A 24,482-nucleotide genomic window follows, 5' to 3' on the forward strand; every position below is an offset into this window, starting at 1 on the left:
GGAAGACCCGTACCGCCCTCGTCGTGTGCCGTGGCCCTGCGGGAAGCCCGGCCTCAGAGCTGCGTGACGTCCAGCTCCCCGTCGGCGTACTGCCTGCGGATCACCTTCTTGTCGAACTTGCCCACGCTCGTCTTCGGCACCGCCGGGATGATCGTCCAGCGCTCAGGCAGCTGCCACTTGGCGATGGACTGGGCGAGGAAGGTCCTGAGCGCCGCGTAGTCGGCGGTGGCGCCCTCCTTCAGGACGACGGTCGCCAGAGGACGCTCGCCCCACTTCTCGTCCGGGACGGCGACGACCGCGGCCTCGGCCACGTCCGGGTGCGCCATGAGCGCGTTCTCCAGCTCGACGCTGGAGATCCACTCGCCACCGGACTTGATGACGTCCTTGGCCCGGTCGGTCAGCGTGAGGTAGCCCTCGGCGCTGATCACGCCGACGTCACCGGTCTTCAGCCAGCCGTCCTCACTGAACTTGTCCTCCGGACGCAGGTGCTCGCCGTCCGCGCCTCCGTAGTAGGCACCGGCGATCCAGGTGCCCCGTACCTCCAGTTCGCCCGCGGACTCGCCGTCCCACGCCAGGTGCTCCCCGCCGGGGCCGACGAGGCGTGCCTCCACACCGGCCGGGAAACGGCCCTGTGTGATGCGGTACGGCCACTCCTCCTCGTCGGTGAGCCCGGCGGGCGGGTTGGACATGGTCCCGAGCGGCGAGGTCTCCGTCATTCCCCACGCATGGCAGAGGCGGACGCCCAGCTTGTCGTACGCCTCCATCAGGGAGGGCGGACAGGCGGCGCCGCCGATGGTGACGGTGGCCATGGAGGAGAGGTCGCGCGGCTTGGCGGTGACCTCGGCCAGCAGCCCCTGCCAGATGGTGGGGACGGCCGCCGCGTGGGACGGGCGCTCCCGCTCGATCATCTCGGCCAGCGGGGCAGGCTGCAGGAAGCGGTCGGGCATCAGCATGTTGATGCCGGTCATGAAGGTCGCGTGGGGCAGCCCCCACGCGTTGACGTGGAACTGGGGCACGACGACCAGGGTCGTGTCCTTGTCGGTCAGACCCATCGACTCGGCCATGTTGACCTGCATGGAGTGCAGGTAGATGGAGCGGTGGGAGTACACGACGCCCTTGGGGTCGCCCGTGGTGCCGGAGGTGTAGCACATGGCTGCGGCCTGGCGTTCGTCCAGCTCGGGCCAGTCGTAGGAGGTGGGACGGCCGGCGATCAGCTCCTCGTACTCGTGCACCCGGGGCGCGGCACCGTCGAGAACCGAGCGGTCGCCCGGACCGGACACCACCACGTGTTCGACGGTGGGCAGGTGGGGGAGCAGCGGTGCGAGCAGCGGCAGCAGCGAACCGTTGACGAGGACGACCTTGTCGTCGGCGTGGTTGACGACCCAGATCAGCTGTTCGGCGGGAAGCCTCAGGTTGAGCGTGTGCAGCACGGCGCCCATGGAAGGGATCGCGAGGTAGGCCTCGACATGCTCGGCGTTGTTCCACATGAGGGTCGCGACACGCTGGTCGCCGTCGATGCCCAGTTCGTCACGCAGGGCGTTCGCCAGTTGCGAGGCGCGCCTGCCGATGTCGGCGAAACTGCGCCGGTGCGGCTCCGGCTCGCCGGTCCAGGTCGTCACCTGCGACTTCCCGTGGATGGTCATCCCATGGGTCAGGATGCGGGTCACAGTCAGCGGTACGTCCTGCATGGTGCTGAGCACGGCGTCCTCCCGGTGGGCGCTACGCGGCAGTAAGGGTGCGCTGATTCTGCTCACATACCAAGCGGTATGTCACTACTTCCGGGAGTACGAATCGATGTCGGCCTGCGGAAAGGGGCCGGGGCACGGGCTGTACGGGGAGCCCGGCCGCCGGCGCGAAGGGCCGGCCACCCGGGTGCGGGCCGGCGGGCCCATCCGCGGGAAGAGGCCGGCGGAGAGGCGGGGGCGACGGTCCGCGTCACCGCACCGGGCTGAGCTCCGGATCCTCGCGGAGCTTCCCGAGCGCCCGGGACACGGCACTCTTGACCGTGCCGACGGACACCCCCAGCACCTCGGCCGTCTGCGCCTCACTGAGGTCCTCGTAGTACCGCAGGACGACCATGGCCCGCTGCCGGTCCGGAAGCTTGAGCACGGCCCGCCACATCGCGTCGTGCAGCGACTGCTGCTCGGCCGGGTCCGGCGCGGGCGCGGCCTCCTTCTCGGGCAGCTCCTCGCAGGCGAACTCGTCGACCTTGCGCTTGCGCCACTGAGAGGTACGGGTGTTCACGAGGGCGCGGCGGACGTATCCGTCGAGCGCCCGGTGGTCCTCGATCCGCTCCCAGGCGACGTACGTCTTGGTGAGGGCGGTCTGCAGCAGATCCTCGGCATCGCTCGGGTTGGCGGTGAGGGAACGCGCGGTGCGCAGCAGCACCGGGCCCCGGGCCCGCACGTACGACGAGAAGGACGGATAGCGGCGGTGTCCGGCGGAGGCAGCGGCCGCCCTGGAGGCGCCGGTGCAGACTGGCGTGGTCATCACTCCACGCTAGGAGCGGGCGAGGGCGGGGTAATCGGCCACAGGTCCCGAAGCCACGTCCGCCTCAGGTTGTAGGGGCCGGGCGGGCTCCACCTCCTGAAGGTGGAGGGGGCGGCCCCCGTCCTCAGGGTCCTCACCCCGGGACCGCGGCCCCCTCCCCCCTCCGGCGGAGGGTGCCGTGCGGCGCGCGGCGACGCCGCACGGCACCCGGGACTCAGTTCACCCAGAGCGGCGGGAAGATCACGTAGAAGTTGTAGGTGGACTGGTCGATGTACGTGAAGGGCGATCCACTCACCTGGACCGTGTTGCTGTGGTTGGAGGCACCGGCGCCGACGGCCTGCTGCTGCTGCGTGGACGAGTTGCCGGTGTTGTCCCCGCCCACACCGGCGGACCCGATGGTCGCCACACCCGCGTTCGATCCGTCGCTCGCGAACGCGCCGTTGTCCGCCACCGCGACCCCTCCGAACAGCGCTGCGGCAAGGGGCAGAGCGGCGACGGCGGCGAGGGCGCGAGCGGTACGGATACGTGCCATGTCAATTTCCTCCAGTGCCCGGAATGCGGCTTGATACGGCTGGTTCCGAGGCGGTCGGCCGACCGCCTCGCTGCTGATCACGACGTCGCGGGAGCAGAGATGCCCACGGCACCCCCGGCGAACCGCCCACGGCGCGCGGTTCCCCCGCACGCATGAGGGCGCCCCGGCAAACCTCCCGGACGGGGGAGGCGCGACGGTCCGGACGCCGCGCCCCCTTCCGTTCTTCGAACGCTTGTACGAACATGGATCCATGGCCACCACTGACCGGCAGACCGCCACCCCGGCCCTGACCCACGCGCTCGCCGCCGCCGAGCGCGGGCTCCCCGTCTTCCCGCTGTCCGCCACCAAGGTCCCGGCCCTGCGCTCGCCCCACCGCGGCGAGACCCCTCCCGTGCGCTGCAAGGGCGCCTGCGGACTGCCCGGCCACGGCGTCCACGACGCCACCACCGATCCGGCCGCCGTCCGCGCCCTCTTCGCCGCGGCGCCCGGAGCCACCGGGTACGGCATCGCCTGCGGGCGCCCGCCGCACCGCCTCATCGGCATCGACCTCGACATCGACACCACCCACGGCAACGACTCCGTCGCCGCACTCCAACAGCTGGCCCTCCAGCACCTGTTCACCATCCCGGCCACCGTCACGGTCCTCACGCCCAGCGGCGGCCGCCACCTCTGGCTGACGGGCCCGCCCGGCGTCTCCGTGCCCAACTCCGCCGGCCGCCTCGCCCCCGGCATCGACGTACGCGGAGCAGGCGGCTACCTGGTCGGACCCGGCTCGGTCACCACCCACGGCAGGTACCGCCTCGCCCCCGGCACGGCCCATCTGACACCGGCCCCCTGCCCCCGCTCCCTCCTGAGGCTCCTCACACCCCCGCCGCGCCCCCATCAGCCGGACGGCCGGCCCTCTCCCACCTCCCGGCAGGGCGAGGGCCTGGTCCAGTTCGTGCGCGCCGCACACGAGGGCCAGCGCAACACCCGGCTGTTCTGGGCTGCCTGCCGGGCGTACGAGCACGGCTTCGGCGACGCCCTCGCGGACGCCCTCACGGAAGCGGCGATCCGCACGGGCCTCACCGAACAGGAGGCCCGCGCCGCGATCGCCTCGGCCGCCCGCCTGACCACCCCGCGGCGCAACTCCTGACCACTGCGCCTCCGTTGCCGGCCAGCGGCAGCGAGGAGCCGGTCCGAGGCAGGCTGCTGACAGCCGGACAGCCCGCACGCTGCCGGACCTACCGGTACCGGGCCCGCCCGGGCACGACGAAGACCCCTGCCCGCATGTATCCGGTCAGGGGCCTTCGCGCACTGCGGTGGGTGTGGGATTCGAACCCACGGTGACTCGCGCCACGACGGTCTCCAGGACCGCCATGGACGGGGGAAGCGCAAGACGCTGACTCGCGCTCAAGCCCGCTTCAGGCTCCCCATGGGGCCCTCCGGACCACACATGGCCCATAGGGAGGGCTCGGCCGGGCTGAACACCGCTTGAGGAGTTCGCCCGGGGTGGCACTCCGACGCCTCCGGCCGGGGGTACCGATGTCGCTCAGGCTTACCCAGGGTTGCTGCTGTCCGGCGTCGTTGATGTCAGCCGTGGATGTCAGCGGCTCGCCTTCACGGCCTCCGACGTCGCTGCTCGGAACGACCCGGTCGCCTCGAAGTGCGCGCGGAAGTAACCGCGCCCCGCATCGGCGATGTCGGCCGAGAAGGCGTGGCCGCTACCGGACCAGGTGGCCTCCGTCGTGAGCAGGTCCGCCCACTTCTTGCCGTCACGCGAGTACTGGATGTGCACCGGGATGGTGGCGGGCGTCCAGCCCTCGGGGAAGTCCATCGCACCCTCGACGTGCACGCCGTGGTCCTGTGTACGGGTGGCCGAGAACGAGGAGAAGACCGAGGCACGCAGAACGGTGATCTGGGGACTGTTCGTGGAGGCGGGGGCGATGAACGGGTCGTCGCTGCGCGATGTCACGCGGAAACTGCCGGTTTCCCACGGGGCGTGAGTAAAGGTGACCGTACCGTCCTCGCCCGTGGTGAAGTAGCCGACACTGGCCGACTGGCCGCCGGAAGAGGGCTCGAAGAGCACCCCACCGCTCTGGCCCTCGAAGGGAACCCAGCCCTGCGGGGTCTCGCGCTCCAGCGTCGCCGCGAGGGTGACCTCTTGCCCGAAGTCGATCGTCTGGGCCTTTTCCGGGGTCTGGACGGTCCAGCGCGTGGCTACCTGCCGGACGCCGATCTGCGTCGACGGGGACTCGCCGTACAGGACGTACGGGTGCTCGTTGGCGTGCCGGTAGACGGCCTGGACCGGCACCGCGCCGTTCACGTTGACCGTGCCGGAGAAGCGTCCCTCCGTGTCGGTGCGGACGGTGTTCTCCGTCCAGTAGTCCACATCGATGTCCACCGGGTGGTCCGCCAGGGGTTTCAGCTCACGGGTCGCCGGCCATCGTCCCTTCAAGAGGCCGTCGATGCGCACCTGCCGGTGGTCGATGTCGACCTCCGCGCGGTCGGTGCGCACGTTCTCGAACACCGGCGCGACGTAGTAGGCAAGCGAGCCCGCGGAGTTGTCGGTGGTGCGGTCGCCGTCGGCGTCCGTGGCCTCGATTCGGACGGTGTAGCTGCCCAGGTCGGCAAGGCTCAGAGGCTGCTTCGTGTGCCACACGCCGTTGTCCGGTGTGCCGGAGACGAGGCCGAACGCGTCGTTCTCCACGACGGCGACTTCCTGCTGTGTGGCTGCGGAGACGATATGGGCCCTGATCGCCGTGATGGCGCTGTCGGAGCTGATACTGACGGCCAGGGTGCCCAGGTCGTCCGAGACGCTGTTCGCCCACCTGACGTCAGGAGCCTGCCCCTCCGCGGCGTTCGCTGCCGGACTGCCGGCCAACAGGATTGCGAAGGTGCCGATGGCGGCCCAAGCCGCCCGTGTTCTGAACATCAGTCCCCCCAAGGACGTGTCGAACCGTGCCGCGCCTTCTCCGCGTCTCTGCGGTTGATGCCGCGGCTGAACCGCATTTCTATCGCACGGCTGTGACATCGGTTCCATGAGTTTCGCTGCTCGGCGGCAGCGAGACACCGGGCGAGCATCGCGGAATCCCTGGCGGTCGTAACGCCGTCTTCGCCGTCGGCACCGGCGGCCCCCTCTCTGATGCCCGAGTGCCCCGTGGCTCGAAGGACCAGCTCATCTCGCGGGTCGAGGCCGAAGAGCCTCCTGCCGACGTCCGGAGGGCGTTGGAGTGGGTGGGTCAGCACTCAATGCGGGTGGACGAAGCAGCGAAGCCGGAGCATGTCCGCGCGGCACTGACGGCCCTCTCCAAGCTTCTGAACGGGAAGCCCGCGGCGGAGAACACCGCGAACCGCAAGCGCATGGTGCTGAGCAACGCCTTCCGATACGCGGTCGAGGAGCGAGCACTCCTCACCCGTCACCCGTTCCTGTCGGTGGACTGGGCGGCTCCCCAGACCTCGGACGAAATCGACTTCCGTTGGGCGCCCGGCCCTCGGCTCGCCAGGACACTGCTCGCTGCCGTGGCAGAGCAGGGCAACCGTGGCCAGCATCCGGAGGCGTGAGGGCGGGCCTCCGCACCGGAGACCCGCCCTCTGACCTGCTACTTCTCTGACCTGCTGCGGTGGGTGTGGGATTTGAACCCACGGTGACATCGCTGCCACGACGGTTTTCAAGACCGTTCCCTTAGGCCGCTCGGGCAACCCACCCCGCGTCGCGCCTGTCCCGGTGGCCGGGGCCGGCTCGATGCGTGGAACAGCCTAGCCGGTCAGCTGTCGCCCTTGCGCTCGCCCAGGGTGAGTTCGGCCGTGGCCGTCTTGCCGTCGCGCTCGTAGGTGAGCGTGACCTTGTCGCCCGGCTTGTGGGTCCAGATCTCACCGATCAGCGTCGGGCCGCTCTCGACCGCCGTGTCGTTGAACTTGGTGATCACGTCACCGGCCTTCAGTCCCGCCTCGGCCGCAGGGCCGTTCGGAGTGACGGCGGGGGTGCCACCCGCGCCCTCGTCCGAGATGACGGCGCCGCCGGTCTTCTCCTCCATCGTCACCGTCGCGCCGATCACGGGGTAGACGGGCTGGCCCGTCCTGATCAGCTGCTCGGCGACGTTCTTCGCCTGGTTGACCGGGATGGCGAAGCCGAGGCCGATCGAGCCGGCCTGCGACTGGCCGACACCGCCACCGCTGGTGGACTGGATGGCCGAGTTGATGCCGATGACCGCACCGCCCGCGTCCAGGAGCGGACCGCCCGAGTTGCCGGGGTTGATGGAGGCGTCGGTCTGCAGGGCGCTCATGTACGAGTTCTTGTTGCTGGAGCCGTCGCCGGAGGCGACCGGGCGGTTCTTCGCGCTGATGATGCCGGTGGTGACCGTGTTCGAGAGTCCGAACGGCGCCCCGATGGCGATCGTGGAATCGCCCACCGCGACCTTGTCCGAGTCACCCAGAGCCAGCGGGGTCAGCCCGTCCGGGGCCTTCTTCAGCTTCAGTACGGCGACGTCGTAGCCCTGGGCACGGCCGACCACCTCGGCGTCGTACTTCTTGCCGTTGGAGAAGGTCGCGGTCAGCTGGCCGCTGTCCGCCGCGGAGGCCACCACGTGGTTGTTCGTGAGGATGTGGCCTTCCTTGTCGTACACGAAGCCGGTGCCCGTGCCGCCCTCGCCGTCGCCCGACTGCGCGTCGATGGTGACCACGCTGGGCAGCGCGCCCGCCGCGACGCCCGCGACCGTGCCCGCGTCCCGCTTGAAGTCCTTCGGGCTGTTGGAGGCGGCGACCGTGGTCGACCCGGAGGAGCCGGAGTCGTTGCTGTCGGCGGCCCAGTAGCCGAGTGCCCCGCCGACACCGCCCGCGACCAGCGCGGCCACGGCCACGGCGGCGACCAGTCCGCCCGCGCGGCGCTTGCGAGGCGGCTGGGGCTCCGAGTGCACCGGGGCTCCCCAGGCCGGGGGGCTGCCGCCGTCGGCGTACGCGGGGACCGCGGGAGGCGGCGGCGGCCACGCGGCCGGGTCGGCCGGAGGCTGCTGCGGCGACGGCGGCGCGTACGGATACTGCTCATGCCCGGCGCCGGACGGCCCGGCGCCCTCCTGGTACGTCGCGCCCGGAACCTGGGCCGTCGGCGCGTCCGCGGGAGCGGCAGGCGGGGCCTCCGGCGCGGGCGGACCTCCCTGCGGGGTGCCCTCGGGAGCGGCAGCCGGCACGGGAGGTGCGGACGGAACAGACGGTACGGACGGACCCGCGGTGCCCTCGTTGCCCTCGTTCTCGGTGCTCACAGCTCTTTACTCCTCGGTTCCACTCGGCATTCGGCAAGAGATCCGCTGTGCACGTGTCTGCGGTCAGCTTTTCCCACAGCACGTCAGGCCACTGTAAGCAGGACCTGTGCATCCGCACACCAATCTTTACATCAGGCAAAACGGTCCTACGCAACAAGGTGTCAGCACCCGACGCGTCTCGGTGACACGATGTCGCGGTGACCCACGCACGCCTACCCTCCGGACAGCCTCCCATCCAGGTCATCGCCCACCGCGGGGCCTCGGACGACGCCCCCGAGCACACCCTGGCCGCCTACCGGAAGGCCATCGAGGACGGGGCGGACGCCCTGGAGTGCGATGTACGCCTCACCGCGGACGGACAGCTCGTCTGCGTGCACGACCGCAGGGTGAACCGCACGTCGAACGGCCGGGGTGCCGTCTCCGCGCTGGAACTGGCAGATCTCGCCACCCTCGACTTCGGCTCCTGGAAGGACCACGAGGAGTCCCCGGACTGGGACCCGGCACCTGGGGAGCTCACGTCCGTACTCACGCTGGAACGCCTGCTCGAGCTGGCCCACGACGTACGCGCCTCCGGACGGCCGCTCCAGCTGGCCATCGAGACCAAGCACCCCACCCGCTGGGCCGGCCAGGTCGAGGAGCGGCTGCTCCAGCTGCTCGAGCGCTTCGGCCTGGACTCCCCGCCGGCGGACGGGCCCTCGCCCGTGCGCGTCATGAGCTTCTCCGCACGCTCCCTGTACCGCGTCCGGGCCGCGGCCCCCACGCTGCCCACCGTCTTCCTGATGCAGTTCGTCTCACCACGACTGAGGGACGGCCGGCTCCCCGCCGGGTCCCGCATCGCGGGGCCGGGGATGCGGATCGTACGCAACCACCCCGGGTACATCGAACGGCTGCACCGGGCGGGTCACCGGGTGCACGTGTGGACCGTGAACGAGCCGGAGGACGTCGAGCTCTGCGTACGCCTCGGAGTGGAAGCAATCATCACGAACCGCCCCAAACAGGTCCTGTCACAACTTGGCCGCTCTTAACATCAGTTACACGGGGTGCACCGGCGCATTCACTCCGCAAACGATCGTTACGAGTGCATCACTGACAGGGCTTTGGCCGGTTTCCGGCGCAGTCCAGGGGGGCATCCAATCCGTGGCGTGGGGCGAAGGAGGTCTCGGGGGTGGCGTTTGTGGTGGCACAGGAAGTGCCCGCGTCGTCGAGCATGGATGTACCCCACGGCCCTGCGGGCGTGGGGCAGGCGAGGCACCGTATGCGCGAGCAGTTGCGCAGCAACGGAGTCTCGGACGCCGTGGTCGACGACGCTGTACTGATCCTTTCCGAACTCCTCAGCAACGCCTGCCGGCACGGCAGGCCGCTGGGGAAGCACTCAGAGGTGGGTGACGGCGACATCCGCGCCGCATGGCGCGTGGACAGAAGAGGCGGCCTGACCGTCGAGGTCACGGACGGCGGCGGGCCCACCAGGCCGGTCCCGGCCACACCGTCGGTCACCGCGCGCGGCGGGCGCGGGCTCAACATCATCAGCGCCCTCGCCCAGGAGTGGGGCGTCCGGGACGACACAGCCGGCGAGGTCACCGTCTGGGCCCTCGTCTCCGCGGGGCACGGACGCGGCGGCTTCCCGACATCGGCACCGGGCCGCACGAGGCCCTCGCGCCGGAACCGGTCCGCAATGAACGGGCTGGACGGGCTGGACGGACTGCACGGGCTGGGCGGCTTCGGCTCGCTCGACGGGCTGGACATCGCCGACGCCCTGGAAGCCTTCGACGACGCGGGCTGAGAGCGACAGGGCCCCGCGAGGGGCGTGGTGGGCGGCGAGGACGCCACGGCAGGTGTGCCCCGGCGCTGACGGGGACGGCTAGGCTCGCGCCCGAGACCGCACTGTCGCAATCGGGAGAACGCCCACCATGGCCAAGAAGCGCCCTCAGTCCAAGGCCGGGAAGCCGCAGCTCAAGGACGGTGAAATCCCGGTCGTAGGGGCCCGCGAGCCCTGCCCGTGCGGTTCGGGCCGCCGTTACAAGGCGTGTCACGGACGCGCAGCCGCCCACGCGGTGACCGAGCTGGTCCAGCGCCCCTTCGAGGGAATCTCCGGTGAGTGCGACTGGATCGCGCTGCGCGAGCTGGTCCCCGCCGCCACCGTCGAGTTGACGCTGAAGGGCGGGCTTCCCGAGGGCGTGCCGTCCGTGTCGCTCGCGACCGTGCTGCCGATGGCCTGGCCGGCGCTGCGCCGTGACGACGGCTCCGTCCTGCTCGCCCTGCAGAACGACACCTCGTCGGGCGACCTCAGCCGCGATCTCGCGGACACGCTGCAGCGTGCGCTGGAGGCCGAGCCCGGTTCGCCGGTCGCCGCCCGCAGGGTGCCCGCCGACGGCCCCCGGCTGCAGGACGTCCTCGATCCGGACGCCGCCTTCGCGCCGGTCGTGCACTCCGGCTTCGAGTTCTGGGTGCCGGACGCGGAGAACGCCACGCCGGAGGTCTCGGCCTCGCTGGAGCGCGCCAACGCCGCGGCCATCCCCACCACCCGGCTCTCCGGTGTGGACGCGGCCTACTGGTGCGAGACACCGGAGAAGAACCACCTGCGCTGGGTCATGCCTCACCCCGAGGAGCAGCTCCTCGACGCCCTCGCCCGGCTGCACGCGGCCGGCGCCTCCTCGCTGGGCGAGGAAACCCGTCTGGTGGGCTCGTTCCGCGCCCACGGCCTGATGGTCCCGGTCTGGGACCTGCCGAGCGCGATGGGGGCGGAGGAGTGCGAGAAGCCCGCGGCGCAGTTCGCGGAACGGCTCGCCGGGGCCCTCGCCTCCGACGCTCCGCTCACGGCCGACGAGCGCAGGGCACGCGGCGGGCTCACCAACCGCCAAGTGACGCTCAGCTGACAGTGACGAAAGCCGGGGCGCGGCGGTGACTCCCGTCACAACTCGCTGTACTCGTCGGTAAATAGCTGTCCGAATAGGCGAGATCGAATTTGCTCACGGCAGATCTCTTGTTACGGTTCTAGAAGTCCGGTCGCTGGTGCATCCCCCGTCGCCAGCGGCCGGACGTTCTCGTTTCCGGGCCCGTACGGCCGGGGCGCACGCCGGAGCGCGCAGCGCGTCGGCCACCTGCGGGGACCGCCAGGCCCGCGGTCCGCCCCCCGCTCGCCTCCCTGACCCGTCGCAGGCATCCGCCAGGCAGCGGCTGTCCACAGGCCGGCTCCGATTCGACGCCGGGGCCACGCGCGCCCCCGGCCCCCGGCCGTACCGGGCGTTCGCTTTCGGACAGAAACTCCGGGATGCCTCTCGGTTACCTGGAATGCCCCCACGACACGTGGGAATCGCGCACGCCCGCATCACCGTCCGCCCGTTTCCGCGATCCGCGAATGGCAGTCAGAAAGCCTGCGGTCGCCGCCCTTTACCGGGATGCAATTACACGCCCGTCCGGAGCCACCCGTCCCGATCGCACGGGACAGGGCGGCCCCGCGCCCCTGAACGAGCGGGCGGCCCGCCGCCCCCGCGTCACCTTCGCAGCCACCGCCGTTCCCGCGCGGCGGCGCTTCCCGTCATCACCGCGCGGCCGTGCGCTCAGTACGCGAGCCGGCTGCCGCCGTCCGGGGCCTCGTTGCTCGCCTCGACGAGCGCGTCCAGGACCGACTCCACGTCCGGGAGCCACGGCACGGCGTTCCCGGCTGCCGGAGCGCGCTCCCAGCGCACCTGGCCCGTACCCACCTCGGACGGAGGCAGGACGAGGTAGCCGCCCTCCCCGTGGAACCGCAGGGAGCTGGGCACCCGGTCCTTGGCGTGCAGCAGTTCGCCGAGCCGCTCCAGGGTGTAGGGGGCGACCATCAGCGACCACCGGGTGGGGGTCGCCACCACCGGGCCGAGCCGCGGCCCCATGGCGTCGAGCGCGGCCAGCGCACGGGCTCCTGCCACGGCGGGCAGGCTCAGCGCGCAGGGCGACTGGCCACCGGTGGCCAGCAGGACGGGGGCGGTGGGCCGGTTGGTCCACCACCAGCGCACCATGCGTGCGTCGGTGGTCGCCGCGAGGAGACCGGGGTCGAAGGGATGTGCGCCGGGCACGGCGCACTCGGGGTCGGGGCAGGCGCAGCCGCGGCCGCGTTCGCCGCGTACGGCTCCCGCCGCCAGCCCCGCTCCGGGGAGTACGGGCCATCTCCGGACGGTGGCGAAGAACAGCGCCGCGTCGAGCTGGGCGGAACTTCCCTTGCGCCGGGGCCGGTGCCTGCGTCGCCTTCCGAGGATCTCGCGCATGAGCGCTCGTTCCTTTCCGTTGAACGCCGAGGTCCACATCACACCACGCGTTCGTTACACCGCGTGTGCGTCTCTTCGCTGTGCGTGCTTGCTCATCGGGTCTGCGGTACGGACGAGTAGTCGGTGCCGAGCGTGAGCCGAGCCGAGCAGAGTGGAACCGAACAGAATGGAGCTGAGCCGAGTCGAACCGAGTTGAGCCGAGCCGAGTCCAGTCAATACATCGCGCGGTCGGCGTGCGCGTCGCGCGTGCCGTCCCTTGTGCAACCCCGCCGTTCGGGCGGTGGGCGGGCGGCCGTCACCAGTGAGGACGCCCGGGCTCGCTGTCGGGTTCCGGGGCGGTCAGAACTTCCCCTGGCCATCCACGATTACGTACCCAGCATGCTCGGAATGACGCTCCCTCCGGCATTTCACCCCGAGGGTGCCCCCTGTCGAGCGCACCCAGTCGACCGCAAAAAGCGGCCCGGGGGTGCATTTTTCGGCCAAGTTAACTGTCTCACGGCACCATAAACCCCGTAAGGACAATGCTGGACATCACCTCACTTGTACGTGTACATGTGGGTGCGTGTACCTGTGGTTGCACCGATAGCGGCGCAGAACGACATGGGGGTTTGCGATGCTATTCGACACAACGCACCGGTCGGAAAGCCGACTGCCATGAGCGCCCCCCACCTTCCGAAAGTGGCTGGAATCGATCCCATGGTTCCCGTTTCAACGCACACTGCCGCTCCTACGGAAACCGCGCTCTCCGCGCCGGGAGCCTTCCTCCAGGACCGCCTGGCCGGCTGGGTGTCCGACCTCACCACACTGCACGAACTGACCGAACGGCTGGCCGGAACCACCACCCTGGACGGCGCCCTTCACGAGCTCCTGGCCGCCGGAGCCGCCCTCGTCGGGGCGGGCCGGGGTCTCCTCGTCCTGGAACCCGCCGACGGCAGCGCTCCTTCCCGCACGATCGGCCTCGGCCTCGCCCACGCCGAACTGGGCCACATCGAGACGGTGCCGCGCGACACCACCGCCCACGGCCGCTTCCTGGACGGTCTCCCCGACACCGACACCCCTCTGGCCAGCCCCGACATCCTCGGTGACCCCGGCCTCGACCCCCGCTGCCGCGAGGTCGCCGCACAACTCGGATACGCCGCCAGCTACACGCAGCCCCTCGCCACCAAGGACGCGCGCCGGATCGGTGCGGCGGTCTGGCTGTACGACGAACCGGCCCGGCCACTGGAACGCCAGTGCCATCTCGTCGAGGTGTACGCCCGCTACGCCGCCGAGCACCTGGCCCGCCTGCTCGAGCTCGAACGCACCAGGGCCGAGGCCTCGGCCATCACCGAGGAGCTTCTCCCCGGCAGACTGCCCCGGTTCCCCGGAGTGCGACTGGCCGGGCGCCACCGGGCCTCACCCGGGGGCGGTGGGCACTGGTACGACGCGCTTCCCCTCCCGGACGACGCACTCGGGCTGGCCGTCGGCTCGGTCGGCGGTTCCGGGCCGAGCGCCCTGGCCGCCATGGGCCGGCTCCGCGCCGGTCTGCGGGCCTACGCCGTGATGGAGGGAGAGGACCCCGTCGCCGTCCTCTCCGACCTCGAACTGCTTCTGCGGCTGACCGAACCGTCCACCGCGGCGACCGCCCTCTACGCCTACTGCGAACCGGACCGGCGCACGATCCTGCTGGCCGGCGCCGGGCACACCCCGCCGCTGGTGACCGGCGAGCGGCGCACCGAATTCGTGGAGACGGCCCTTTCCGCGCCGCTGGGCATGCTCTCCTGCTGGGAGGCGCCGAGCGTGGAATTCACGCTTCACCCGGGCGAGACCGTGCTCTTCTGTACCGACGGGCTGCTCCACCGGACCGGCGACACCATGGACCGGGCGTTCGCGCGGCTGCACGCTGCGGCGGCGGGAGTGCCGAAGGCCCTGCGCCAGGATCCCGGGGCGATCGCGGACCACGTCCTGCGCCTGATGCTGCCCGACGGCCTCGACGGGAGCCACGGCACCGAGGACGTCGCCCTGCTGGCCGCGCGCTTCGACTGAGGCTCTCCGGCGACCGCCCCAGGGCGGGTAAGAGGTCTTCCGGCACCGGGCCCCCTTCCGTACGCCCGTACGATGGAGACGGTCCAGTGTCGTACAAGGAGGACATAACGTGTCTGAGGAGCTCGCCCCGGAGACCCCGGAAACAGCAGAGACAGAGCCGATCAAGCAGCGGAAGAACGGCCTGTACCCGGGCATTTCCGATGAGCTCGCCGAGAACATGAAGTCCGGCTGGGCCGACACCGAGCTGCACGGCCTGGAGCCGATCGCCCAGGCCTCGCACACCGCCGCCCGTCGCGCCGCGCTCTCCTCGCGCTTCCCCGGCGAGAGGCTCGTCGTCCCGGCGGGCAACCTGAAGACCCGCTCCAACGACACCGAGTACGCCTTCCGCGCCTCCACCGAGTACGCGTACCTCACCGGCGACCTGACCCAGGACGGCGTCCTGGTGCTCGAGCCGGCCGACGGCGGTCATGAGGCGACGGTCTACCTGCTGCCCCGCTCCGACCGTGAGAACGGCGAGTTCTGGCTCGACGGCCAGGGCGAGCTCTGGGTCGGCCGCCGCAACTCCCTCACCGAGGCCGAGCAGCTGCTCGGCATCCCGGCGAAGGACGTCCGCGAGCTCCCCGCCGCCCTGACGGAGGCCACCGGTCCGGTGCGCACCGTCCGCGGCCACGACGCGGGCATCGAGGCAGCCCTGACCGACAAGGTCACCGCGGAGCGTGACGAGGAACTGCGTGTCTTCCTCTCCGAGGCCCGCCTGGTCAAGGACGCCTTCGAGATCGCCGAACTGCAGAAGGCCTGCGACGCCACGGCGCGTGGCTTCGAGGACGTCGTGAAGGTCCTCGACAAGGCCGAGGCCACGAGCGAGCGCTACATCGAGGGCACGTTCTTCCTGCGCGCCCGTGTCGACGGCAACGACATCGGCTACGGCTCGATCTGCGCGGCCGGCCCGCACGCCACCACGCTGCACTGGGTCCGCAACGACGGCGCGGTCCGCGCGGGCGAACTCCTGCTGCTCGACGCGGGTGTGGAGACCAACGAGCTCTACACCGCCGACGTGACCCGCACCCTGCCCGTCAACGGCACGTTCACGCCGCTGCAGCGCAAGATCTACGACGCGGTGTACGAGGCCCAGGAGGCGGGCATCGCGGCCGTGAAGCCCGGCGCCGCCTTCCGTGACTTCCACGACGCGGCGCAGCGGGTCCTCGCCGAGAAGCTGGTCGAGTGGGGCCTGCTGGGCGACCTGACCGTGGAGAAGGTCCTGGAGCTGGGCCTGCAGCGCCGCTGGACGCTGCACGGCACCGGCCACATGCTCGGCATGGACGTCCACGACTGCGCCGTCGCACGCACCGAGGCGTACGTCGAGGGCGTCCTCGAGCCCGGGGTCTGCCTCACGGTCGAGCCCGGTCTCTACTTCCAGGCGGACGACCTGACCGTGCCCGAGGAGTACCGGGGCATCGGCGTCCGGATCGAGGACGACATCCTCGTGACCGAGGACGGCAACCGGAACCTCTCCGCCGCACTGCCGCGCCGGGCCGACGACGTCGAGGCGTGGATGGCCCGGCTCAAGGGCTGACACGGCCCGCGCGTGCTGCCGCGCCCCGTGCACCGGAGGGCGTGCTGCTCAGGACACCATGAGCAGCGCGCCCTCCCGCCATTTGAGGATCTTGTCGAAACTCACCACCGCGCCGCGCCCCGGGCGGTTCCCGAAGTGGACGTGATCGGCGAGCTCCTCGATCAGGCCGAGCCCGCGCCCGCTCTCGGCCGTGTCCGGCGGGGGCATCACGGTGCACGGGTACGAAGGGTCGCCCGAGAGGTGCGCGGGCGACGGCTGCGGGTCCGACGGATACCCGGCGGATGACTGTGCGGCGGTGCGAAGCGTGCGCCGGGAGGGGAACCCTGGTCCCGAGTCGGCGACTTCGATACGGCATTTCTCGCCGTCCAGATACGCGGTGACCCGGTACTGCCCGCAGGCGTGTCCGGGCTGCTCGTCACCGGCGGGGAAGAGACCCACTCCTCCGGCCTCACCGGCGTCCCGGCGGTCGCCGCCGTGCTCGACGGCGTTCGCACAGGCTTCGCTGAGTGCGACGGAGAGATCGTAGGAGACGTCCGGATCCACCCCCGCGGTCTCCATGGTGCCGAGCAGAAAACGACGGGCGAGCGGAACGCTCGCAGCTTCGCGCCGCAAATGGAGTGACCACCACATGCTCATGCTCCAGCCTCCTGGCTGCGGCTCGACATACCGTTACGTATTGCCGCGATGAGCGAGTCGTAAGCGCGGATCCGCTGTGACAGCGCTCATTCGGCGGATGCGGGTATTCCGTTCGCCGGTGTATGCCGGGCCGGAACGAGGCCCCGGAGCATCCATGAACAGGTGCAACACCCCCCGATCACTCCCCGATGGGGACGGATGCCGACCTTCCGGACCTGCCGTACGGAGGCCGGGGTCGCAGTGGGATGATGACCCGGCCATGTCTATGCCTGTCGCACGCGCCGGAGCCGGTATGCGGCTTCTGAGGACCGCGGTGTTCACCGCGGTCTGCGTCGTGCTGGCCGCCGCCGGACATGGGTTCGCCGCGGGCGCGAGTGTGCCCGGGTGGACTCTGCTCGCGGGCTTCGCGGGCGTGTTCGCACTCGCCGCGGCACTCGCCGGACGTGAGCGGACCCTCCTTTCGATCACGGCCGCCCTCGCGGCCGGGCAACTCGCCCTGCACGTCCTCTTCGGGCTCGGACGGCACACGCCGACCGCTGCGGCGGGCTCCGGGGACGACTCGCTGATCCGCTTCGCCGCCGGCCTGGTGTGCGGTGCCGGACCGGCGCAGCTGAGCGCAGGCGAGGCCCACCGCATCGTGACCACGGCGGGCCTGGATCCGGCGGCCGTGGCACAGGGCCACACACACGGGCTGCCGGGAGCCGCCTCCGCGGCCGACCCGACGGCCCTGACGATGGTGACGTCCTGCCTGCCCAGCCTGCCCATGTTCCTGGGGCACCTGCTCGCCGCGCTGGCCACCGGCTGGCTGCTGCGCCGCGGCGAGATCGCGCTCTTCCGGCTGGCCAGGCTGTCCGCGCAGGGCGGCCAACAGCTCGCGGCCGCGGCCAGACTGCGCGCGCTGCGAGCGGCCGTGGCACTCGTGCGCGCCCTGCGCACGGGACTTCCGGGGCGTCCCACGACCGGGCCGCTGCCCCTCCCCCGCTCATCGGACGCCGCCACTCCGGCCACCGGGGATCCTCTGCAGCACATGGTGATCAGGCGCGGGCCACCGCCCGTATACGTCCACGCAGCCTGACGCGACCCCCTCCGCTCCGGTCTCCGGTGACGAGGTGGTCGTGATGACGTCGCGCCCGCGCGCGCCGGACCGCCCCTTCCTCGTGACCCGTGGAGTGATCCCTGCCATGAACGTTTCCCGTATCGCCCTCGTCGGCGGCGTCGCCGCTTCCACCGTCCTGCTGCTCGCCGGCACGGCCTCCGCGCACGTCAGCGTGCAGCCCCAGGGCGAGGCCGCCAAGGGCGGCTACGCCACCGTCAACTTCAAGGTCCCCAACGAGCGTGACGACGCCTCCACCGTGAAGCTCGAGGTGAACTTCCCGACGGACCACCCGCTGGCGTCCGTCAGCGCGCAGCCGGTGGCCGGCTGGAAGATCAAGGTCACCAAGAGCAAGCTGGCCGAACCGCTCGACGTACACGGGAAGAAGATCAACGAGGCCGTCTCCAAGGTCACCTGGACCGCGGACGGCAAGGGCATCGAGCCCGGCTTCTTCCAGCAGTTCCCGCTCTCCGTCGGGCAGCTGCCCGAGGACGCCGACCAGATGGTCTTCAAGGCGCTCCAGACGTACAGCAACAAGGAAGTCGTCCGCTGGATCGAGGAGCCCACGGAGGGCGGCGAAGAGCCCGAGAGCCCGGCTCCCGTCCTCGCGCTGACGGCCCCCGCCGCCGACGCCCACGGCGCACCCGCGGACGACAAGGGCGGCGCCGCGGAGAAGACGAAGGAGACGACGGCGTCCTCGGACGACACGTCCTCGTCGAACAGCGACAGCACTGCCCGTGTCCTGGGCATCGTCGGCATCGTCGTCGGCGTCGCTGGGGTCGCGTTCGGCGTACTGGCCGGCCGTCGCCGCAGCGCCGCCTGATCCCACCGGCTCCACCACCCGCATTCACAGATCAGGAATCAGTTCCCCATGTACAGCAAGAAGACGGTGCTGGCCGCGGCGTTCGCCGCCGTGGCCGCACTGACCCTGTCGGCCTGCGGCAGCGACGGCGGAGACTCCGCGGACGATTCCGTCGCCGATGTCTCCTCCGGGACCGGGTCCGACCCCGCCACCGTGCTCGACCAGCCGTTCACCAAGCCGGATCTCGTCCTCACCGACACGCACGGCAAGAAGTACGACCTGCGCGAGAAGACCAAGGGCAAGCCGACCCTCATCTACTTCGGCTACACCAACTGCCCCGACGTGTGCCCGCTGACCATGAGCAACATCGCGCTCGCCAAGCGGGCCCTGCCCAAGGCCGACCAGGACAAGCTCCAGGTCGTGTTCGTCACCACGGACCCCGAGCGGGACACCCCCGCGTCCCTGGGCAGCTGGCTCAAGGCTCAGGACCCCGACTTCACCGGCCTCACCGGCGACTTCCCGACCATCCAGGCGGGAGCACGGCAGATCGGTATCGGCATCGACGCCCCGAAGAAGGAGAAGGACGGCACGGTCGTCTCGATGCACGGCTCCCAGGTCATCGCGTTCTCCCCGAAGACCGACAAGGGGTACGTGCTCTACAGCGAGGACACCACCGCCGAGGACTACACCGAGGACCTCCCGGAGCTCGTCAAGGGGGAGACCCCGTGAACCGTCGCACGGCCGTCGCCGGCGTCCTGGCCCTCACCACGGGGCTGGCGCTGACGGCGTGTTCCTCGGACAGCGTGCCGCAGCTGAAGGTGACGGGGGCCTTCATGCCCCAGCCCGTCAGCGACATGGCGGCCGGTTTCCTCCTCGTGAAGAACAGCGGCGGTGCCACCGACCGGCTCACCTCGGTGACCAGCGCTCTCTCCGACCACGTCTCCATCCATGAGACGAAGAACCGGACGATGCGCATGGTCACGTCGTTCGAGGTGCCCGCCGGTGGCGAGCTCGATCTCGAACGCGGCGGCAACCACATCATGTTCACGGGCCTCAAGCAGCAGCCCAGGCAAGGGGAGACGGTCTCCGTCGAGCTGCACTTCGAGAAGGCCGACCCCATCACGGTCGACATCCCCGTGAAGGAGACCACCTACAACCCGAAGAAGCAGTGAGGTACTGACACCCCATGACAGCCACCGCCCCGCGCTTCGGGCCCTCCCCGACACGACGGCCGCACGCCGCGGTCGCGCTCCTCGCCGCGCTGATCAGCCTGCTGTTCGGCCTGGTGCTGGCAGGCGCGAGCCCCGCGTCCGCGCACGCCGCTCTCACCGGGAGCGACCCGCAGGACGGGGCGGTGGTCGCCACCGCGCCCGAGGAGGTCACGCTGACCTTCTCCGAACAGATCGCGATGGGCGACGACTCGATCCGGGTCCTCGACCCGAGCGGGAAGCGGGCCGACGACGGCGCTCCCCGTGACCTCACGAGCGGCGGCGCCGTCCGGTACGGCGTCCAGCTGCACAGCGGTCTGCCCGACGGCACGTACACCGTGGCCTGGCAGGCCGTCTCCGCCGACAGCCACCCGGTGGCGGGAGCCTTCACCTTCTCCGTCGGCGCCCCGTCCGACACCACCGTCGCGCTTCCCTCGGCAGGAGCGGGCGGCGGCCTCGTGGGCGCGCTCTACGGCATCGCCCGCTACGCCGCCTACGCCGGCTTCATCCTGCTCGCGGGCGGGTCGGCCTTCGTGCTCGCCTGCTGGCAGCGCGGAGCGGGGGCGCGTCCGCTGCAGCGCCTCGTCGTACGCGGCTGGGTCACGCTCACCGCCGCCACCCTGGTCATGCTGCTCCTGCGCAGCCCGTACACGGGCTCCGGCAAGCTCGCGGACGCCTTCGACCTCGACGGCCTCCAGTCCGTGCTCGACACCAAGCCGGGGGCCGCGCTGGTCTCCCGCCTGCTGCTTCTCGGCGCCTCCGCGCTGTTCATCGCCGTCCTCTTCGGGGCGTACGCGAAGCGCGAGGACGCGACGGAGAGGAAGGACCTCACCTTCGGACTCGCGACGGGCGGCGCCGTCATCGCCGCGGGGATCGCCGGCACCTGGGCCCTGGCCGAGCACGCCTCGACGGGAATCCAGCCGGGTATCGCCATGCCCGTCGACGTGCTCCACCTGCTCGCCGTCGCCGCGTGGCTGGGCGGGCTCGCCGCGCTGCTGGTCGCTCTGTACCGCACACCGGACATCACGAGCGGCGCGGTACGGCGGTTCTCCCGCATGGCGTTCGGCAGCGTGCTCGTCCTCACCGCGACCGGCCTGTACCAGTCCTGGCGTCAGGTGGGTTCGTGGTCCGCGCTGACCGGCACGCGGTACGGCCAGCTACTGCTCGTCAAGGTGGCGCTCGTCGCCGTGCTCGTCGGCGTCGCGTGGATATCGCGGCGGTGGACGGCGCGGCTGACCGAACACGCCGTGCCGGACGACGCCGCTGCCCCGGTGGAACAGTCGGAATCCCCTGTGCCGGAGGAGCCGGCCGTCCCGGCCGCCACGTCAGGAGAGGAAGTGGACCCGGAGCGCGCCGCACAGCTCTCCCGGCAGCGCGCCGCTCTGACGGCGACGAAGGAGAAGCGCACCCGTGACGCCGATCCGGACCGCTCGGGGCTGCGCCGGTCCGTGCTGGTGGAGACGGGTATCGCCGTGGTGCTGCTCGTGGTGACGACGATCCTGACGTCCACCGAACCCGGCCGTACCGAAGAGGAGGCCGCCCGCGGCAACACCACGGCGGCCCCAGCACCTCTGACCGGCGGGCAGGTGAATCTGAGCCTGCCCTTCGACACCGGTGGCCCGAAGGGCAAGGGGACGGTACGCCTGGACATCTCGCCCGGCAGGACCGGCGCCAACAGCGTGCACCTCTGGATCGACGGGCCCGACCGGCGCCCGATGGACGTGCCCGAGGTGAAGCTCGCCTTCACCCTGGAGTCCAAGGACATCGGCCCGCTGCCCGTGGTCCCCGACCGCCTCACCGAAGGGCACTGGACCGCCGGCGGCGTGCAGATCCCGATGGCGGGCGACTGGACGGTCGCCGTGACCGTCCGTACGTCCGACATCGACCAGACCACCATCGACAAGAACGTGAAGATCGGCTGAGCAGGGTGAGCAAGAAGAAGGACGACCCCGAGGTGAGGGGCGCCACCGCCGACCAGCAGGACGGACCGGGGACGGGAGGCACGGGAGCCGTCTCCCGGAGACGGCTGATCGGCGGGGCGGGAGCAGCCGGTGCGGCAGGGCTCGTCCTGGGCGCGGCGGGCGGTGCCGGCGGCTACGCCGCGAGCCGTGGGGAGACTCCGGCAGCGCTGACCTCGGTCGGCTCGACCCGAGCGATGTTTCACGGGAAACATCAAGCGGGGATCACCACTCCACTTCAGGCGCGCGGGCACCTGGTCGCCTTCGATCTGGCTCCCGGAGCCGGGCGCGCCGAAGCGGCCGCCCTGATGCGCCGCTGGTCCGCCGTGTCGGAACGGCTGATGGCAGGTGAACCGGCCGAGAGCACCCGGGGCCACGACACCGGCATCGCGCTGGACGCCGGCCCGTCCTCCCTGACCGTCACCTTCGGCTTCGGTCGGACCTTCTTCTCCCGGACCGGCCTGACCGGCCGCCGTCCGGCCGCCCTGGATCCGCTGCCGGCGTTCTCCTCCGACCACCTCGACGCCAAGCGGTCCGACGGCGATCTCTGGGTGCAGATCGGTGCCGACGACGCGCTCGTCGCCTTCCACGCACTGCGCGCCCTGCAGAAGGAGGCCGGTCCGACGGCCCGGGTGCGCTGGCAGATGAACGGCTTCAACCGTACCCCGGGCGTCACGGACCGGCCGATGACCGCGCGCAACCTGATGGGCCAGGTCGACGGCACCAACAATCCGCGACCGGCCGAGAGCGACTTCCAGGAGCGGATCTTCGTCCCGTCCGGCGGCTCGTCGGAGTACGCCTGGATGGCGGGCGGCTCCTACGCCGTCGTCCGGCGGATCCGGATGCTCCTGGACGACTGGGAGGAGCTCACGGTCACGCGCCAGGAACAGGTCATCGGCCGGCGGAAGGCGGACGGCGCCCCCCTCAGCGGTGGCTCGGAGGACACCGCGATGGACCTGGACAGGGCGGGGCCGGACGGCAGGCTGCTGATCCCCGACAACGCGCACGCCCGTATCTCCTCCCCCGAGAAGAACGGTGGTGCCGCCATGCTGCGCCGCCCGTTCTCGTACCACGACGGCATCTCGGGCGACGGCACCCCGGATGCCGGGCTGCTCTTCGTCTGCTGGCAGGCCGATCCGTTCAAGGGCTTCATCCCGGTCCAGCGCAAGCTGGACCGCGGGGACGCGCTCTCGCCGTTCGTCCGGCACGAGGCGAGCGGCCTCTTCGCCGTACCCGGAGGCGCGGCGTCCGGGGAGTACGTGGGGCAGCGGCTGCTGGAGTCGTGAGGCGCACGGGCCCGTCCGTCGGCCCATTAGGGTGACCGTATGTCAGCCACGCGCTACGCCTATCTCGGCCCCGAAGGCACCTTCACCGAGGTGGCCCTCCGCACGCTCCCCGAAGCCGCCACCCGTGAGCTCGTCCCGATGGTCTCCGTGCCGGCCGCGCTGGACGCCGTGCGCGGCGGGCAGGCCGCGGCGGCACTCGTCCCCATCGAGAACTCCGTGGAGGGCGGGATCAGCGCGACCCTCGACGAGCTGACCACGGGCGCTCCGCTGATGATCTACCGCGAGGTGCTGCTCTCCATCACCTTCGCGCTCCTGGTGCGTCCCGGGACGAAGCTGTCGGACATCAAGACGGTGACTGCCCACCCTGCCGCGCAGCCCCAGGTGCGGAACTGGATGGCGGCCCACCTGCCCAGCGCGGTGTGGGAGTCGGCCGCCTCGAACGCGGACGGTGCCCGGCTGGTCCAGGAGGGGCGCTACGACGCGGCCTTCGCCGGCGAGTTCGCCGCGGCGACCTACGGGCTGGAACCGCTGGTGACGGAGATCCACGACGCGGAGAACGCCCAGACGCGCTTCGTGCTGGTGGGCCGCCCCGCCAGGCCGTCCGCGCCCACGGGAGCCGACAAGACGTCCGTGGTCATCTGGCTCGGCGACGACCATCCCGGCGCCCTTCTCGAACTGCTCCAGGAGTTCGCCGTACGTGGGGTCAACCTGATGCTGATCCAGTCCCGGCCCACCGGGGAGGGCATCGGGAACTACTGCTTCGCCGTGGACGCGGAGGGGCACATCGCGGACCGCCGTGTCGGCGAGGCGCTGATGGGGCTGAAGCGGATCTGCCCGAAGGTGCGGTTCCTGGGTTCGTATCCGCGGGCAGGGGTGACGCCCGACGAGGTGAGCCCCCTGCGGACCGGGACGTCGGACACGGACTTCACCGAGGCGTCCGACTGGCTGGCCCGCAGCCAGGACGGCCGGGTCTGACGTCTGCTGTGGGGATCGGCTCGATCCCACCGGATCGGGTCGGGATCGGCTCGAACCACGATGCGGGTCGGGATCGGCTCGATTCCCGGCGGTGGAGGTCGGCTTCGATTCCCACCGGGCATGCCGTCCGGGCGACTCTTCCGCCCGGGCGACTCTTCCGTCCGGGGGCGCCCTCTCGCTCCACCGCCTGGTCGTACTGTCAGTTTTCCGTTCCACACAGGGCGATCAGAGTTATCCACAGGAGGCGCTCTCAACCTGGGGACAAGTCGACACCGCACTACTACATGGTCGACAAATCACCTCAGCAGCCCTGGATCCCCCACAGGGGAACAGCTCACCTCGTGTCCCCCAATTCCGTTGATCAACTCATTGAGACGGGGAATACCCACCCGAATGAGTGCACAGATCAGGTTTGAGCAGCGAATC

21 protein-coding genes and 1 tRNA gene are annotated in these 24,482 nt (G+C 71.0%); 14 read left to right on the plus strand and 8 right to left on the minus strand.

Translation table 11 applies throughout. The annotated features are described in order from the left end of the window. Positions 1–53 precede the first annotated feature (53 nt). The 3 genes from ACIRJR_RS02055 to ACIRJR_RS02065 all read right to left on the minus strand — a co-directional run bounded on the left by ACIRJR_RS02055 (position 54) and on the right by ACIRJR_RS02065 (position 3,022). Positions 54–1,700, minus strand: a complete 1,647-nt coding sequence (locus tag ACIRJR_RS02055) for a long-chain fatty acid--CoA ligase (RefSeq protein WP_403772378.1) — start codon at positions 1,698–1,700, stop codon at positions 54–56. A 235-nt stretch (positions 1,701–1,935) separates the two neighbouring features. Beyond that, a complete protein-coding gene (locus tag ACIRJR_RS02060; RefSeq protein ID WP_382093958.1) occupies positions 1,936–2,490 on the minus strand; it encodes a SigE family RNA polymerase sigma factor in 555 nt (184 codons plus the stop codon). A gap of 214 nt (positions 2,491–2,704) precedes the next feature. After that, positions 2,705–3,022 carry a hypothetical protein gene (locus tag ACIRJR_RS02065; protein ID WP_403772380.1) on the minus strand — a complete coding sequence of 106 codons (318 nt, stop codon included), beginning with the start codon at positions 3,020–3,022 and terminating at the stop codon, positions 2,705–2,707. A 250-nt stretch (positions 3,023–3,272) separates the two neighbouring features. Between ACIRJR_RS02065 and ACIRJR_RS02070 the strand changes: the two genes are divergently transcribed. Continuing rightward, entirely contained in the window at positions 3,273–4,157 is an 885-nt protein-coding gene (locus ACIRJR_RS02070) for a bifunctional DNA primase/polymerase (protein ID WP_403772382.1), read from the plus strand. A gap of 450 nt (positions 4,158–4,607) precedes the next feature. Here ACIRJR_RS02070 and ACIRJR_RS02075 read toward each other — a convergent pair whose 3' ends face one another. Then, complete coding sequence (locus ACIRJR_RS02075; RefSeq protein ID WP_403772385.1) at positions 4,608–5,936, minus strand: hypothetical protein; 1,329 nt, start codon at positions 5,934–5,936, stop codon at positions 4,608–4,610. Between the two features lie 323 nt (positions 5,937–6,259). Between ACIRJR_RS02075 and ACIRJR_RS02080 the strand changes: the two genes are divergently transcribed. After that, the gene (locus tag ACIRJR_RS02080) at positions 6,260–6,565 is read left to right on the plus strand and encodes a hypothetical protein (protein ID WP_403772388.1); all 306 of its coding nucleotides are present in this window, start codon (positions 6,260–6,262) and stop codon (positions 6,563–6,565) included. 57 nt (positions 6,566–6,622) lie between these two features. Here ACIRJR_RS02080 and ACIRJR_RS02085 read toward each other — a convergent pair. Together ACIRJR_RS02085 and ACIRJR_RS02090 are read right to left on the minus strand one after the other, a co-directional pair. After that, a tRNA-Ser gene (locus tag ACIRJR_RS02085) sits at positions 6,623–6,709 on the minus strand. A 59-nt stretch (positions 6,710–6,768) separates the two neighbouring features. After that, the gene (locus ACIRJR_RS02090; protein WP_403772391.1) at positions 6,769–8,259 is read right to left on the minus strand and encodes a S1C family serine protease; all 1,491 of its coding nucleotides are present in this window, start codon (positions 8,257–8,259) and stop codon (positions 6,769–6,771) included. A gap of 197 nt (positions 8,260–8,456) precedes the next feature. On the opposite strand from ACIRJR_RS02090, the gene ACIRJR_RS02095 reads away from it, so the two are divergent. The 3 genes from ACIRJR_RS02095 to ACIRJR_RS02105 all read left to right on the plus strand — a co-directional run bounded on the left by ACIRJR_RS02095 (position 8,457) and on the right by ACIRJR_RS02105 (position 11,132). Then, positions 8,457–9,284: a glycerophosphodiester phosphodiesterase gene (locus ACIRJR_RS02095; protein ID WP_403772394.1), complete on the plus strand. Its 828-nt coding sequence runs from the start codon at positions 8,457–8,459 to the stop codon at positions 9,282–9,284. 230 nt (positions 9,285–9,514) lie between these two features. After that, positions 9,515–10,039, plus strand: coding sequence for an ATP-binding protein (locus ACIRJR_RS02100; protein ID WP_403772397.1), 525 nt, complete (start codon positions 9,515–9,517; stop codon positions 10,037–10,039). Positions 10,040–10,166: 127 nt separating this feature from the next. Beyond that, entirely contained in the window at positions 10,167–11,132 is a 966-nt protein-coding gene (locus ACIRJR_RS02105; RefSeq protein ID WP_403772400.1) for a DUF5926 family protein, read from the plus strand. 684 nt (positions 11,133–11,816) lie between these two features. Here the strand turns inward: ACIRJR_RS02105 and ACIRJR_RS02110 are convergent. Further along, a complete protein-coding gene (locus ACIRJR_RS02110; RefSeq protein WP_403772403.1) occupies positions 11,817–12,500 on the minus strand; it encodes a bifunctional DNA primase/polymerase in 684 nt (227 codons plus the stop codon). 600 nt (positions 12,501–13,100) lie between these two features. On the opposite strand from ACIRJR_RS02110, the gene ACIRJR_RS02115 reads away from it, so the two are divergent. After that, a complete protein-coding gene (locus ACIRJR_RS02115) occupies positions 13,101–14,525 on the plus strand; it encodes a PP2C family protein-serine/threonine phosphatase (RefSeq protein ID WP_403772406.1) in 1,425 nt (474 codons plus the stop codon). 109 nt (positions 14,526–14,634) lie between these two features. Next, positions 14,635–16,098, plus strand: coding sequence for an aminopeptidase P family protein (locus tag ACIRJR_RS02120; protein ID WP_403772409.1), 1,464 nt, complete (start codon positions 14,635–14,637; stop codon positions 16,096–16,098). A gap of 48 nt (positions 16,099–16,146) precedes the next feature. Here the strand turns inward: ACIRJR_RS02120 and ACIRJR_RS02125 are convergent, their stop codons facing one another. Beyond that, positions 16,147–16,734, minus strand: a complete 588-nt coding sequence (locus ACIRJR_RS02125) for an ATP-binding protein (RefSeq protein ID WP_403772412.1) — start codon at positions 16,732–16,734, stop codon at positions 16,147–16,149. A 259-nt stretch (positions 16,735–16,993) separates the two neighbouring features. Here ACIRJR_RS02125 and ACIRJR_RS02130 point away from each other — a divergent pair, with 259 nt between their 5' ends. The 7 genes from ACIRJR_RS02130 to pheA all read left to right on the plus strand — a co-directional run bounded on the left by ACIRJR_RS02130 (position 16,994) and on the right by pheA (position 24,056). Next, positions 16,994–17,809 carry a hypothetical protein gene (locus ACIRJR_RS02130; RefSeq protein ID WP_403772415.1) on the plus strand — a complete coding sequence of 272 codons (816 nt, stop codon included), beginning with the start codon at positions 16,994–16,996 and terminating at the stop codon, positions 17,807–17,809. A 106-nt stretch (positions 17,810–17,915) separates the two neighbouring features. Then, positions 17,916–18,650 (plus strand): YcnI family protein, encoded by a 735-nt coding sequence (locus ACIRJR_RS02135; protein WP_403772418.1) that lies wholly within the window; start codon positions 17,916–17,918, stop codon positions 18,648–18,650. Positions 18,651–18,698: 48 nt separating this feature from the next. Further along, positions 18,699–19,358 carry an SCO family protein gene (locus ACIRJR_RS02140; protein ID WP_403772421.1) on the plus strand — a complete coding sequence of 220 codons (660 nt, stop codon included), beginning with the start codon at positions 18,699–18,701 and terminating at the stop codon, positions 19,356–19,358. Further along, positions 19,355–19,801 carry a copper chaperone PCu(A)C gene (locus tag ACIRJR_RS02145; RefSeq protein WP_403772424.1) on the plus strand — a complete coding sequence of 149 codons (447 nt, stop codon included), beginning with the start codon at positions 19,355–19,357 and terminating at the stop codon, positions 19,799–19,801. The genes ACIRJR_RS02140 and ACIRJR_RS02145 overlap by 4 nt, the downstream gene beginning before the upstream one ends. A gap of 14 nt (positions 19,802–19,815) precedes the next feature. Continuing rightward, a complete protein-coding gene (locus ACIRJR_RS02150) occupies positions 19,816–21,759 on the plus strand; it encodes a copper resistance CopC/CopD family protein (protein WP_403772427.1) in 1,944 nt (647 codons plus the stop codon). 5 nt (positions 21,760–21,764) lie between these two features. Continuing rightward, entirely contained in the window at positions 21,765–23,081 is a 1,317-nt protein-coding gene (gene efeB, locus ACIRJR_RS02155; protein ID WP_403772430.1) for an iron uptake transporter deferrochelatase/peroxidase subunit, read from the plus strand. A gap of 39 nt (positions 23,082–23,120) precedes the next feature. Further along, positions 23,121–24,056, plus strand: coding sequence for a prephenate dehydratase (pheA, locus tag ACIRJR_RS02160; RefSeq protein ID WP_403772433.1), 936 nt, complete (start codon positions 23,121–23,123; stop codon positions 24,054–24,056). Positions 24,057–24,482 lie beyond the last annotated feature (426 nt).

This window comes from Streptomyces sp. NPDC102402 (assembly GCF_044765765.1).
Lineage (GTDB): Bacteria > Actinomycetota > Actinomycetes > Streptomycetales > Streptomycetaceae > Streptomyces.